Genomic DNA, 10,970 nt, shown 5'->3' with positions numbered 1-10,970 from the left:
ATTTGACCTAAGGGCGCCCCTGAGTGCGGAGCGCTCGAAAGCCGCCCGTGAGGGCCCCGTGAGCAATCAAATGCCGGCGAGAACGTATTTCGCAGCGCGACCCGCCAGCCAAGTAAGGCCACCGACCACTACAAAAAATACCACACCCATCCAAGCCTCTGGAGCAGAAAGCTTGTTGGCGACGAGCATCGCCAGCATCGTGAACGCTGCTATCTCGCAAAGTGATGCAATGGCCAGCCCGCACCAGTAAAGAACTATGCCCAATCGGCCAAGCATTGGTGGATCCTCTCATCGGCCTTAAGTGCCGGGCGGTTTTTCCTGAAACTTGATGTTGCAGTTCTTGGCGATCGAGGCCTGTTCGACCGCGACCATCTGGCCTTTCATTTGGGCCAGTTCACCCGCCGCCTGTTTGTCACCGCCAACGAGGAAGGCCGCGGGCCAGAAAATGACCACTGCCGCTGCAGTCGACCATTGGTCTTTGGTGCGCTGGCTGTCTTGAGCGCCGGACAATGTGGCCGCCCTCGCCGAGATAGATTGAGCCTCAAGCGCTAGTTGCTGGCAGGTGTGGCCTTGATAGATGACCGGTGAAACATAGGCCGGCGTAATCTCTGCCGAGGTCGACGCGCAGCCGCCCAACGCGGCGCACAGCGCCACGACTCCCAGAATTCGCATTTTGGTTGTCCCCAGACCGGCCTACATCCAACCGCAACCGGAGGGCGAAGGCAAGGGAGAACGCGCGAAAGCCGCCCGTGAGGGCTTGGCATTCAGCAGGGGGTTCCCAGCCCCAACCCGCAAACTCGCACCGGCGCCGTCACCGCGCGGCGACGCGGGCCTATCTAATTTTGGGCGTCTCAATTATCTTTTAGGAACCAAGACCGGAACCTCCGTTCGCATCGACGCTTGGTCCTTTGCGTTACCTGAACCAAAAGGAGGAACGCACGTGACGAAATTCAGAATTATCGGAGCCGCCGCACTTTCGCTTGTACTCGCGGGTCCGGCAATGGCAGCTAGCAGTGGCGGCTCTGGAATGCATCGCGTGCATCACAAGCACTATGGCCGAGTGATTCATACAATGCCCGCGCAAAAAAGAATGTCCGCGCAAGACTTTGACCATTTTGACCTCGGCATAGCTCGTCCCACTTATCATTCAGGGTGGGGAGGCCCGTATCACGACGGTGAATACCCGGGCACGGTCGGCCAGAATATGGGGCCAACCAGGCGCTGATTGAGTCGGTTGGTTCTGTCCGCGATCAGAAACGCTCAAAGGAACTGAAAAGGCCGCCGTCGGGCGGCTTTCTTTTCGTCGGGCGGTCGCTGTTTAGACGAAGGGGGCGGTCATTTCCCCTTCGCCTTCAGCCAAGCTCTATGCGTCGTAGCTGCCATCAGGCAGTTTTCTGATTCGTTTGTGACCGGGAGACGGCTTCAGCAGCGGCTTGCGCTTGGGTTTGTTGGACGGTGTTTTCATTGCTTCACTGTAGATCGTTTGCGATGCGCTTTAGCTTTCGCACGGCGTCATCTAATTCGTCCAAAGCCTTGGCTTTGTTGTCCGCCTTTATTGCGATCTCGACATCATCCAATTCTACGCGGATCACCCGGCGAATCTGCTCTGCGGCTTCACTAGCGTCCATCGTTGTTTCCTCCCGGCTATTTTATATCAATCGCTTATCTTATATTTTTTACTTTTCCGCACAGAATCCCCGAATTTATGCTTCCGCTTTGGCAGAACCGACCGGCCTGCCTCTGATGGAGGCGAAGCTGTTGGCGGCTGTGTTGGGGTTTCGGGTTGTGGAGAAATCGGCGCGGGCGCGGCCGGCTCAGGCGGCATGGGAAGTTGCATTGGCATCTGCATAGGCATTTGAAATTGAAGCTGCTGGCCAACAACCTTGACATGGGCGATGCCCAGGTGATTTTCGATCAGCTTAGCTGCGCCGGAATTTCCAACCGTTAGCATGCAAGCGTGGTGAACGCTTAGGACTGCATCCTGCAGATTAGGGTCAGTTTCGAGTTCGGTGATCTTCAGTCCGCGCTGGGAAAGCTCGCCTCTATGAAGGTGGCGACCGTGGGCGCGATGAAGATCGTGACTGATCAAAAACTCAACTAGATCAGTTGCCTTCTGATCTGCGTCGGCGTCGCCGAAAAATAATCCTTCGCGAAGTGCTTTTAGACCAATTTCCCGCGTCCATTTGATTGCCTGATCGGCAAAAGAAAGCAGCGTTGGCGTATATTGCTGTAGAATTGGCTGCCAGAGGAGGGCGTTCTTCGGATCGGCGACGATATCGTTCCGTGCTTTATCGAACTCCGCGAGTATCGCGATTGCGGGTCGCCCACCAATCTGCGGATCGATAGGTCCGAGATTGGAATGTAGTCCCATGACAATGTCAGTGGCCGCCAGCGCAATCATGGTGCCGCCGGACATACTGATCTGCGGAACGATCACACGGACATCGCGACCAAACTTGCTGCGAATATACTCGATGATACTTTCGGTCGCCGCAACATCGCCGCCAGGCGTGTGCAAAACGAGATCTAGTCCCTTATTGAAATCAAGTCCTGCGAACGCGGCCATAAAGCCGTGCTTATCCTCGTCATTGATTTGAACGCTCGAAAAATATTCTGGACCCGTCTTTTGCAGCCATCCGGAATGGTACACCACAACGTTGCGGCCGGTCAGCTTGTGAACCCGAGCTTATTTGGGGGGCGGGAAGGGTGAGTTGAGGCTGCTCTAACCCTGATTCCGATTGGTAAATTCTAACCCTAGATTTTTACCTCGCACACTTTGCTCCCCCATGTCCAAATGGGTTTGGATCATTCATCAATTGCACATCGAGAATGGCTATGCCCGTAAAGTTTAGGACGCCCATAGCAAAGGACTACGCCGCCACTGACTCGCGTTTCGATGCCACAGTTCGGCGTTTCGCACCGATCATCCGTCAGTTGCGCGAGGACCCTGCACGACGGTCGACGCGGAAGCTGGCCGACCGGCTCAACGATAGGGGAGAACATGGTCCGAACGGTAAGTCGATCACCTCCAGCACCATGCGCCGGATACTTGAGCGTCTGCCCGAGCTACATCTCGGTGAAGGTCCTAGCAACCGCAGCCTTGTAGCAAGCGACAGAAGAACGCCTTACCGCTACCGCCCGGGACGGCAATCCGGTTTTGCCGGGCTCAAGCAGACGCAGGCCGATGTCGCCAAAGCCGAATCGTAAACGCTACGGCTGACAATTTGGACCATTCATCACCTGCATTTTGGAGGGCCGGGGACAGGGACCAAGCACGGCAGGGGCAAAAAGCGAAGGACGAGCCGAGCGGGATGTCCGACCAAGTCTCCGGACACGGTTTCAGACATTGACGCCCGAAGGGTCAAAAAGGCGAGAAAGCAGCGCGGGACAGGCGCTGGCGGAATCGGCTGTATGAAGGTCACGCCGACATTTGAGACACTCTTGGACGCTCCCGCCAAACTAACGTCGGCGTGGACGAACCCGGACCGTGCCTCGGATGTAAGGCAAAGGCGGACACTTGCTCCAACCTGCGACTTGCTCGGAGGGAACTAAAGTGACTGGGGCGTATTGGCGTGATATTCAAATGCAGACCGCGTAGGGGCCATAATGAAAATCGTCGCCATCGCAGTAATCGGTTTATCGCTCTTGCTTGCCGCTTGCGGACGAGACCCCGGTCCAAAGGGTGATCCTGGGCCACAAGGTCCCGCAGGTCCACAAGGTGCTCAAGGCATCCAAGGCGTCCCCGGCACGCAGGATCCGGCTGGAGCACAGGGTCCACAGGGACCTCAAGGTACCCCAGGGGACAAAGGCGAAAAGGGTGACAAAGGCGAGAAGGGCGATAGCACGGCAACAAACGTCAGGGCCGTTCAAGCCGATGGTTCGGTGAGCTGCGACTCGAGCGAAACGCTGGTTTCGGTATTCTGTCCGAGTGGAGGCGCGTCAGATGGCGCGAAGTGCAGCACGGCTCCCACCGTTGGCTTGTGCTTAAAGAAGCCTTGAGATTGCAAGGACACGAGCCATGACCGTGATGAAGTGATCGCCATGGACTATCCCTTGCTCCGCGACGACCTCTTAACCCTGACGCCGGATCGATCCATCCCGCTGATTCTGATCAAAGCCATTGTCTGCCGGATATTGGAGCCCTTGCTATCGAAGGACGGCTTCCGCGTACTCAACGACGGCAGAGCGATCTACTTCCGAACAATGGTCAGCAGACAGATTTTAGAAATCAGTTTGGTGCCGTCGTAGGATAATCTTTTGTTACGCAGCCAAAAAGAAAAATGGCCCCGGTTAAGGGGCCATTCGCCTTACATCTTGTCCGTCATTGGCTGCTTCGCCATGTGGTGATGATAGTGGTGATGAACGTGATGCTGAACGTGCCGGTGCATCTTGGGCTTCTCCATCCCTTCCTTCATCATGGGTTTGTCTTGCATCATCGGCTTGTATTGTGCGACTGCCGGGGCCGCGACTGCCATCGTGGCCAGAGCGGCCAAAACGAAAGAAAGCTTCTTCATTTATCTCTCCTCGGTGTGATTAGCCGCGATGGAACTCAGGGCGGACTAGTTTGTTCCATCCGTTGGAACAATTCGGAAGAACTGGCCGTCCAGCCCGCTCGGGTCGACTTAGCTACTAGCGGAGAAGGGAGATGAATATGGCAATGGGAACGTTCCGCACTGGCGACGGTTCGGTGCAGGTTGACTATGAGGGCATCAGCATCCCCATTCCACGCTCTAAATATGAGGAAAATGGGTACAAGCCCGACTTCGATGAGCTGCCCCTGGAAGCGGATTATTGGGCCGCTCAGGAAAAGGCAAAAAGCAGCGATGCCAAGAACAATCAGATGACTATCATAAAATGAGGGTTATGACCGAGAGCTACTGGGCAGACAAGCAGCCGGCCTACAAAGCCACCGAAATTAAACCTAATTAGCAAGCTTAATCAGCGGGTTTTCTTGCGGCGCGCCGTTGCCGCGCTACCGTCGTCTCACCGGTTACGGGAGACGATCTATGAGTGAAAGAATAAAGCCCAAGACCAAGGCCGAGCTGCATGAGATGCTGGCCGAGGCGGTCCGCAATACGCAACCCCAGCCGGTCCGTAACACGCAACCCGCGCCGAAACGCACGGCCAAAATCAAAAGAGTTCGCCGCTAGGACGGTGACGCCAAACGCAAAAGCCGCCAAGGTTTACCGCTACCGCCCGGGACGGCAATCCGGCTGTACCGGGCTCAAGCATGCGTTAGCCGATATCGTCAAAGCCGACTCCTAAACGGCGACGGTCGAATATTTGGATCGTTCATCCGCTGCATTTCGAAGAGCAGGCAGACGTTCTTACCGACCAAGTGCGGGGAGAGGGGATTGCGTCTCCACGCTACTGTCCGAGGAAACCTTAAAGACACTTTTTGGGACAAACGTGAAATAGAAGCAAAGGCGTCAAAAATGCCAGAAGCCCGCTCAGGACAGGCGCTGGCAAGATGGGTCGTGTGAAGATCACGCCAAGATTTGAGACACATTTGGACGGTCCCACCAAACAGACGTCGGAGTGGATGAATCCCCAATGGTCGCGGCCACAGCAACCCATTGCGGCGCTGTGCGTTGCGCTCAGACAGCCCGGCGCTCCGGCGAGATATCATGAGAATAGTGCGAGCATTCCACGACGGCTGAAAGACCTGCCACCTTCAACGCGACCGGGTCTCGCTGGCCCTTAGCGGCACATGCGAGAATTTCCGAAGCTATCTGAGCTTTCATCGCCGATGTGCGCTTCCCTTCCGGGAGCGTTGCTGTCGCGGCGTCAAGGACTGCCTTCATTAATTCGATTAGTTCGGGCGGATAAACCGCTCCATGGGCGTTCATGGTTGCCTCCCTGTCCAAGCGACCACGAACCGTTTATTCCAAATTCGGCACGCTAATGTGACGAACCTCCTCAGGGTTGCTTTTTTTGCTCGATCTCGCCGCAATGCAGCAAAGGGCCTGCCTACGTCGCGCATGCTCGGTTTCGGCGATCCGTCAGCATCGATGCCGGTCCCGCGCGGCATCACAAGACCGCGCACGGATGAAACGTATTGGGCTGGCATGCCCCAAGCTGAAAACGTGGCTTTTCGGGCGGTCGTTCCTGCGGCAGGATGGCTAACGTGAGGCTGTAGGAGTTTAGAAGGTGTTTGACTGGCTTAAAACCGAGCGGCGTGAGCGACGAAGAAGAGTCAGGTTAGACCGGAAATATCTTGAAGCAAGGTCACGGCGCTTTCTGAAAATTTATTTGGACGCAGATAAAACGCGAAAGCCTCAATTCTATCGGGCGGTCGACGAGGCGTCCAAGCGATGCCAGCCATCGGAATCAGGTTTACCGCCTTCCGAATTGGAAGATGCTCAGATCGCCGAAGCCACTTCCCGGGCGGCGATGAAGATAGTCTTAGAGCGAACTGCGTTGAAGAAAGATGGCCGACTTGGCGACTTCTTAACCGATGCTTACGCAACCGTAGGCATCGCATACCATCGCGCAGCAGGCGTCTACACGATGGACAAAGAAATGCAGGAATTGGGGACTGCGGCTGTTCACCTCCTCACGATGGCAACGTCATACAAGAATGCGCAAAAAAATGGGGGTCCTGTTTGATGATCGCCCGCTTGCGGCGAATCAGCCTTTGCATGCCGAACAGAATATCCAGACATGGCACGCTGGTCCCGCCAAACTGATGTCGGAGTAGATGACCCCCAATAGCCGTCGCCGCCTTCAGTGCGATCCCGGGATGTCCGCTATTGAGGGACGAACGGACCTAAGCTCATATGCGATCCGACTTCCGTTTTTGACCCAACTGAGACATCCGACACAGTAATACTACGGGGGCGTATCGTGACTAGTTCATTAATCGAATCGGGCTACAGCTTCAGTTAAATTCCGCATCGGCGTATTATGCCTGAGCCAGATTCCATCATTGCCGAACTCGAAGACGCCGTAAGGAGCGGCTCATCGGAGAAACGTGTCTCGACCCTTCGACAGGTGACAGGTCTTTTCCTGCATGGCGGGGAACGCCTCAGCGAGGATCAAGTCAAGGTCTTCGACGACGTGTTGTGTCTTCTTGTCACCCGTGTCGAGAGCCGGGCCAGGGCCGAACTCGGCGCCCGCCTGGCGGCGGTCGACTACGCTCCCTTTGAAGTCATTCGACACCTTGCGCGGGATGACGAAATCGAGGTGGCCGGCAGCGTGCTGGCCACCTCCAACCGCCTGCGGACCAGCGACCTCGTGGAGATTGCGAACACAAAGGGGCAGGATCATTTGCTGGCGATTTCAGGCCGAGTAAACCTCCCGGAAGCCGTCACCGACGTGATCGTCGACCGTGGCGAAGGCAAGGTCATTCGAAAGCTCGCCAACAACGCCAGTGCGCGCTTTTCCGATGCCGGCTATTCCAAAATCGTATCGCGCTCGGAAGCAGATGCCGAGCTGATCGAAATCCTTGGTCTTCGCGTCGACCTGCCTCTCAAATTCTTGCGCGATCTGCTGAAGCGCGCGACCGAAGCGGTGCGCGAGCGGCTGATGGCCCTAGCACCTCCCGAACTCCAGGAAGAGATCAAGCGGGTGCTCAAAACCATATCGGCGGCGGCGCAGGAGAATGCGCGGGATTTCAGCCGTTCCGAAGCGCTGGTCAAGCAGCTGCATCAAAAATTCGAACTGCACGACGACGCCATGGTCAAGTTTGCCGAGGCCAAGAAATTTGAAGAAGTCGCCGCAGCGCTCGCGCTTCTCGGTGGCGTGTCTACCGAAATGATGGCGCAATTGCTGGAGGGGCCGCGATCCGACCTGATCCTTATTCCCTGCAAAGGCTCCGGCTTGAGCTGGATGGCCGTCGAAAGCATCCTTTGCAATCGCCCGTCCAAGCAAAAAATCGGCGAGGAAACGCTTAGGGTTGCCGCGAAGGATTACGGTAAATTGTCGCTAGAGACCGCTCAGCGCACGCTACGGTTCTGGCAGGTCCATAACAGGCTTGAAAAGTAGTTTGTAGCCACCCAATCCAGCAAGCTGCTGATGTGCGTACGCGGCATTCACGCCAAAAAATTAAAACGAGAGATCATGTCACAGCCGCGCTTGTATACGAGAGTTCAGCCAGGGGGGCAGATGTCCAGCGGAGCCAAAATCATCGTGGCTCCGAAATCACCGCCAATTGTCTGTAGGCTAGTCGATTATTCCGCAGGTGGCGCATGTCTTGAGCTGTTTCCAATGGTGGCGCTGCCTGACCGTTTTGAACTTCTATATGGCAGCGTTAGAAAGAAGTGCCGGATTGCTTGGCGTCGCGGAATTCGTATTGGCGTCGCATTCTAGTTGGGAACTCTAAGAAGAGCCGGCCCCGGCGCGCCGGGGGCTTCTCCTGTCTTCCGCTTATGGCACTTTTCAGACATGCCAACGAGCACTGAGAATGTCTGCTCTCAGTGGTATTTCGGAAGTCCGGCTTCCGTTACGTCAGGACCGGTTTTGACCGCACCGGACATTGGTCGGATCCAAGTCTGAGGCCTAACAGTGCGATTGCCCAACGTCTAGCGCGCGCATCTTACGCCAATCCCTCTCACGGCAGGTGTGATTGCTTCGATCGAAGTGTGTGGTGCCGGCGTCAGTTCTGGACCGGTGCGACCGGCACGTAGGGCGCAACCGGCCCGACATCGGTCATCAGCGGCGGCGCGTCTGTAACGACCGGCCTGAACGGGCTTTCGTCATCGAGGAATTTGTCGAGCATGCCTTGGATCGTCGATTTGACGTCGTCGGGACCGCGATCGCTCATGTCGGTGTGCTGGTAACCGGTTTGTACGACCGTAATGCCAGACTTCTCACGGACCCCTTTAGGAGGGATGACGCCGGGATCGGTCTTGAACTGCGGATCCTTCGAACGGAAAGACAGGATCTTAAATCTGCCGTCCGTCATAAACGGCACGCGCAGGTTATCGAGCGTCACGACCTCTTTGATATGATTGGGATACATCTTGGCGAAATACATCGAGATGTCGGCGCCAGCGGAATGTCCTACCACAGTCAGATGGTCATAATCCGCGTTCGGCTGGACCTTCTTCATTTCCTCGACGGCAAACTTTATGTTGGCAACGCCGCGCATGTACTGCGGCTGACGGCCGACATAGAGCTCGCCGACCTTCGTCACCATGGGCGCATCGGCCGGCAGATCATGCTGGATGCTGATCGCCAGATAGCCGCGCGCGGCGAAAACGATCGCCAGAAAAGAATACTCGGTGAATTTGACTGTGTTGCCATGGTTGAGGATCGCCACCGGCAACGTGATCATGTCGGCGTTCGCCTGCATTTCCTTGTCACGCCGCACGGCGATGTCGACCGCGACCGGACGGTTGTCGCGCGCCGAATCATAGAAGGTTAGCGTCTCGTGACGGATCGCCCATTTGCTCACGGTGAAGTACCCGACCGTAACCAAAGCGCTAAGCGAAGCCAGAACGGCAATTCCACGTTTCATGTTCGTCCTCGGCGCATTGACCTCATCAGGGGCCGGATGCCAAGACGTCTGCGGTCCGTTCTCCCTAAGATATGTCCGGCGCAGGACATGGGAAAGCGACGGCATATGGCATATCAAGTGCGAGTGCGTGCAATTGTTCCGGCAATGATTTGCAATACACCATGCAATGTCCGTGCCTGGCACTTTTCGGACGTCCCCTGGTGGACCGGCTGCGTTTCGCAAGAGAAATTGTGCGTGGATAGCAAAGTCGCTGATATGTATCCGGCCTGTTTGATCGGCTCGCCGTTTGATGGGCGGAGCGGAGAGCGATCCGGTCCAGCAGCCCCGCATCGCGGCATTCGGCAAGGGCTTCGGGAACTGAAATGGACCGAAGGCGTACTTGTGGTCCATCACGACCGTGAAGCATTGTTTGGTCGGCACGGGCAGCCTCGCGCGTGAGTAATGTCTTCCGCAAAGCAGAATAATGTCCTAGCTTAATATCCTCGCGCTGCTGGGGCACGACGATGCAATTCCGCGTAAGAAAAGCTGCCCATGTCCTGGAACGCCTTGGGCTTGGGATGGCTGGAGCGTCATGCGGATTGTTTGTTGCTGTCCATGTGGGGTCAAGCATCGCGGCGCTCACTTCTCAGGGCTTTTTAGTCGTCATGATGATTGGTGGCGCAATCGGGTTTTACCTGGGAATTGATACTCCCACTCTAGATTTTCATGGGCCAAATGGTCAGCGCGGCGGTTCCGGTGGAAAGATCGATACTGCGGAATTTCTCAGTGCCGCAGGCACATTTCTCGCTACGTTGACGGCTTTTTTATCGGTCGGTGTGATTGTGCTTCGCGAAGATCCGCACATCGTTTGGACAATAACAATAATGCTTGGATGGGTAGTTGGCGTGATGATGCAAATCGTTGCCGGAGTAGTTGCACGCACTCGCATTTGATGTGCCGTCGCTTTCGCCCTGATGTCTGAGATGGATTGCAATGACCAAGTCCCCACCTCTATCCCACTGCTCGCAATTCAGCGGCTCCGCTGCCCGAAATGCCGAGCGCGCATGGTGCTCGCGCGCATCTCGCCAGCACCCACAGGATTTGAACTTCGCAGGTTCGACTGCTCGAAGTGCGATCACTTCAAAAAATTGTCATAGCGTCAGATCTAATGAAATCCGGGGTGGTCTGCTGGTTCGCTGGCGAACCACAGCCGCCTGCGTAGGCTATGCCTCCGCCCGACGCCGCCGCAAAGCCCAGATCGAAAATACTTGATCGCGCGCTTTCGCTGGTCGCAGCATTCATTGTCATCGCAATCATAATGGTCACCCGATACCGATCTCATTGTGCCGCTAGATTCAGCATATCTTTCCGTGGTGATGGAACTCGGGAAACCGAAATGCCTTGTCAGGAGTGTGACTTATAGGAAGCCGGCCAGAGGCATCAATGAGACAGTGGATCATAGCACTCGGATTCACGGCCCTTCTACAGCTTCCAGCAGCTGCGACTGAGGTTAAGCCGGACGTGATCAACG

The 10,970-nt window shown here is 56.1% G+C and carries 15 protein-coding genes; 8 read left to right on the top strand and 7 right to left on the bottom strand.

The window, feature by feature from the left end; genetic code table 11:
• Positions 1–66 precede the first annotated feature (66 nt).
• The 4 genes from E8A46_RS29215 to E8A46_RS29200 all read right to left on the bottom strand — a co-directional run bounded on the left by E8A46_RS29215 (position 67) and on the right by E8A46_RS29200 (position 2,650).
• Positions 67–276 carry a hypothetical protein gene (locus tag E8A46_RS29215; RefSeq protein ID WP_291568567.1) on the bottom strand — a complete coding sequence of 70 codons (210 nt, stop codon included), beginning with the start codon at positions 274–276 and terminating at the stop codon, positions 67–69.
• Between the two features lie 21 nt (positions 277–297).
• Positions 298–654 carry a hypothetical protein gene (locus E8A46_RS29210; RefSeq protein WP_291568565.1) on the bottom strand — a complete coding sequence of 119 codons (357 nt, stop codon included), beginning with the start codon at positions 652–654 and terminating at the stop codon, positions 298–300.
• An 815-nt stretch (positions 655–1,469) separates the two neighbouring features.
• Positions 1,470–1,628, bottom strand: coding sequence for a hypothetical protein (locus E8A46_RS29205; RefSeq protein WP_291568564.1), 159 nt, complete (start codon positions 1,626–1,628; stop codon positions 1,470–1,472).
• A 26-nt stretch (positions 1,629–1,654) separates the two neighbouring features.
• Positions 1,655–2,650, bottom strand: a complete 996-nt coding sequence (locus E8A46_RS29200; RefSeq protein WP_291568562.1) for a hypothetical protein — start codon at positions 2,648–2,650, stop codon at positions 1,655–1,657.
• Positions 2,651–2,835: 185 nt separating this feature from the next.
• Between E8A46_RS29200 and E8A46_RS29195 the strand changes: the two genes are divergently transcribed.
• Positions 2,836–3,207, top strand: coding sequence for a hypothetical protein (locus tag E8A46_RS29195; protein WP_291568560.1), 372 nt, complete (start codon positions 2,836–2,838; stop codon positions 3,205–3,207).
• A gap of 834 nt (positions 3,208–4,041) precedes the next feature.
• Positions 4,042–4,248: a hypothetical protein gene (locus tag E8A46_RS29190; protein ID WP_291568558.1), complete on the top strand. Its 207-nt coding sequence runs from the start codon at positions 4,042–4,044 to the stop codon at positions 4,246–4,248.
• 59 nt (positions 4,249–4,307) lie between these two features.
• On the opposite strand, the gene E8A46_RS29185 is transcribed toward E8A46_RS29190, so the two are convergent.
• Positions 4,308–4,514, bottom strand: a complete 207-nt coding sequence (locus E8A46_RS29185; protein ID WP_291568556.1) for a hypothetical protein — start codon at positions 4,512–4,514, stop codon at positions 4,308–4,310.
• Between the two features lie 131 nt (positions 4,515–4,645).
• Between E8A46_RS29185 and E8A46_RS29180 the strand changes: the two genes are divergently transcribed.
• Together E8A46_RS29180 and E8A46_RS29175 are read left to right on the top strand one after the other, a co-directional pair.
• The gene (locus E8A46_RS29180) at positions 4,646–4,858 is read left to right on the top strand and encodes a hypothetical protein (protein WP_291568554.1); all 213 of its coding nucleotides are present in this window, start codon (positions 4,646–4,648) and stop codon (positions 4,856–4,858) included.
• A 148-nt stretch (positions 4,859–5,006) separates the two neighbouring features.
• On the top strand, positions 5,007–5,150 hold the full coding sequence (locus E8A46_RS29175; RefSeq protein ID WP_291568553.1) for a hypothetical protein: 144 nt from the start codon (positions 5,007–5,009) through the stop codon (positions 5,148–5,150).
• Positions 5,151–5,597: 447 nt separating this feature from the next.
• Here the strand turns inward: E8A46_RS29175 and E8A46_RS29170 are convergent, their stop codons facing one another.
• The gene (locus tag E8A46_RS29170) at positions 5,598–5,849 is read right to left on the bottom strand and encodes a hypothetical protein (RefSeq protein WP_291568551.1); all 252 of its coding nucleotides are present in this window, start codon (positions 5,847–5,849) and stop codon (positions 5,598–5,600) included.
• Between the two features lie 301 nt (positions 5,850–6,150).
• Here E8A46_RS29170 and E8A46_RS29165 point away from each other — a divergent pair, with 301 nt between their 5' ends.
• The 3 genes from E8A46_RS29165 (at position 6,151) to E8A46_RS29155 (ending at position 8,310) form a co-directional block, all read left to right on the top strand.
• Complete coding sequence (locus E8A46_RS29165) at positions 6,151–6,609, top strand: hypothetical protein (protein WP_291568549.1); 459 nt, start codon at positions 6,151–6,153, stop codon at positions 6,607–6,609.
• 297 nt (positions 6,610–6,906) lie between these two features.
• Complete coding sequence (locus E8A46_RS29160; RefSeq protein ID WP_291568548.1) at positions 6,907–7,986, top strand: DUF2336 domain-containing protein; 1,080 nt, start codon at positions 6,907–6,909, stop codon at positions 7,984–7,986.
• A 75-nt stretch (positions 7,987–8,061) separates the two neighbouring features.
• Positions 8,062–8,310, top strand: a complete 249-nt coding sequence (locus E8A46_RS29155) for a PilZ domain-containing protein (protein WP_291568571.1) — start codon at positions 8,062–8,064, stop codon at positions 8,308–8,310.
• Between the two features lie 286 nt (positions 8,311–8,596).
• Here E8A46_RS29155 and E8A46_RS29150 read toward each other — a convergent pair whose 3' ends face one another.
• Positions 8,597–9,460 (bottom strand): alpha/beta fold hydrolase, encoded by an 864-nt coding sequence (locus E8A46_RS29150; RefSeq protein ID WP_291568569.1) that lies wholly within the window; start codon positions 9,458–9,460, stop codon positions 8,597–8,599.
• 503 nt (positions 9,461–9,963) lie between these two features.
• Here E8A46_RS29150 and E8A46_RS29145 point away from each other — a divergent pair.
• Positions 9,964–10,392: a hypothetical protein gene (locus E8A46_RS29145; protein WP_291568546.1), complete on the top strand. Its 429-nt coding sequence runs from the start codon at positions 9,964–9,966 to the stop codon at positions 10,390–10,392.
• Positions 10,393–10,970: the final 578 nt, after the last annotated feature.

The organism is Bradyrhizobium sp. (assembly GCF_004799445.1).
Classification (GTDB): domain Bacteria; phylum Pseudomonadota; class Alphaproteobacteria; order Rhizobiales; family Xanthobacteraceae; genus Bradyrhizobium.
Note: the sequence above shows the minus strand (reverse complement) of the source record. Positions and strands in the feature narration are given on the sequence as shown.

Coding starts and splice junctions, on each gene's coding strand:
- E8A46_RS29215 (WP_291568567.1), bottom strand. CDS start 276: ATGCTTGGCCGATTGGGCATAGTTCTTTACTGGTGCGGGCTGGCCATT.
- E8A46_RS29205 (WP_291568564.1), bottom strand. CDS start 1,628: ATGGACGCTAGTGAAGCCGCAGAGCAGATTCGCCGGGTGATCCGCGTA.
- E8A46_RS29195 (WP_291568560.1), top strand. CDS start 2,836: ATGCCCGTAAAGTTTAGGACGCCCATAGCAAAGGACTACGCCGCCACT.
- E8A46_RS29190 (WP_291568558.1), top strand. CDS start 4,042: ATGGACTATCCCTTGCTCCGCGACGACCTCTTAACCCTGACGCCGGAT.
- E8A46_RS29185 (WP_291568556.1), bottom strand. CDS start 4,514: ATGAAGAAGCTTTCTTTCGTTTTGGCCGCTCTGGCCACGATGGCAGTC.
- E8A46_RS29180 (WP_291568554.1), top strand. CDS start 4,646: ATGAATATGGCAATGGGAACGTTCCGCACTGGCGACGGTTCGGTGCAG.
- E8A46_RS29175 (WP_291568553.1), top strand. CDS start 5,007: ATGAGTGAAAGAATAAAGCCCAAGACCAAGGCCGAGCTGCATGAGATG.
- E8A46_RS29170 (WP_291568551.1), bottom strand. CDS start 5,849: ATGAACGCCCATGGAGCGGTTTATCCGCCCGAACTAATCGAATTAATG.
- E8A46_RS29160 (WP_291568548.1), top strand. CDS start 6,907: ATGCCTGAGCCAGATTCCATCATTGCCGAACTCGAAGACGCCGTAAGG.
- E8A46_RS29155 (WP_291568571.1), top strand. CDS start 8,062: ATGTCACAGCCGCGCTTGTATACGAGAGTTCAGCCAGGGGGGCAGATG.
- E8A46_RS29150 (WP_291568569.1), bottom strand. CDS start 9,460: ATGAAACGTGGAATTGCCGTTCTGGCTTCGCTTAGCGCTTTGGTTACG.
- E8A46_RS29145 (WP_291568546.1), top strand. CDS start 9,964: ATGCAATTCCGCGTAAGAAAAGCTGCCCATGTCCTGGAACGCCTTGGG.